The sequence below is a fragment of the Streptomyces kebangsaanensis genome, from assembly GCF_001906585.1.
GTDB lineage: Bacteria > Actinomycetota > Actinomycetes > Streptomycetales > Streptomycetaceae > Streptomyces > Streptomyces kebangsaanensis.
On the sequence record NZ_JUJA01000011.1, the window covers coordinates 52146 to 52831 of the forward strand.

Annotated in this window: 1 protein-coding gene; it reads left to right on the forward strand. The window is 75.4% G+C overall.

Going from position 1 to position 686, the window contains the following annotated elements:
- Positions 1-600, forward strand: a 600-nt coding sequence (locus tag RH94_RS41755) for a CBS domain-containing protein (RefSeq protein WP_234425425.1), incomplete at its 5' end; no start/stop codon positions are given.
- Positions 601-686: the final 86 nt, after the last annotated feature.

Consider the following 686-nt stretch of genomic DNA (forward strand, 5'->3'; position numbering starts at 1 on the left):
CGCCTGTGCAGGCCGGTCACGGCCGCGCTCGGCGCCTGCGCCAAGGGCGTCCTGCGGCTGTTCCGCGTCGAGCCCAAGGACGAGGTCGAGGCGGCCTTCACCAGTGCGCAGCTCAACCGGCTGGTGGAGGACTCCCGCCAGGCGGGGCTGCTGGACCCCGAGGAACAGGAGCGTCTGGAGGACGCGCTGGAGCTGGGCTCCCGCCCGGTCACCGACGTCCTGCTGGGGCGCGAGGCCCTGGTGACGGTCAGCCCGTCGGTCACCCCCGGCGAGATCGTCGCGCTCACCGCCCGCACCGGCTACTCCCGCTTCCCGGTCGCCGCCGGCAGCGGCGCCTTCCTGGGCTACCTCCACGTCAAGGACGTCCTGGACCTGGAGGACTCCGACCGGGCCGTACCGCGGCGGACATGGCGCCCGATGACCACCCTGCGCGCCGAGCTGCCGCTCGACGACGCCCTGACGGTCATGCGCCGGGCGGCCACCCACCTGGCCCAGGTGGCGGACCCCTCCGGCAGGGTGCTGGGCCTGGTCGCCCTGGAGGACGTCCTGGAACTCCTGGTGGGCGAGGTACGGGACCCCGCGCACCGGGTGGCGCTGTAGTCCCTGGCCGCGCCCACCCGTGCCGCCCCGGCGGCGGGCGCTGCGGACAAGGGCCCCAGGACCGGTCACAACGCCGACGGGTCCTG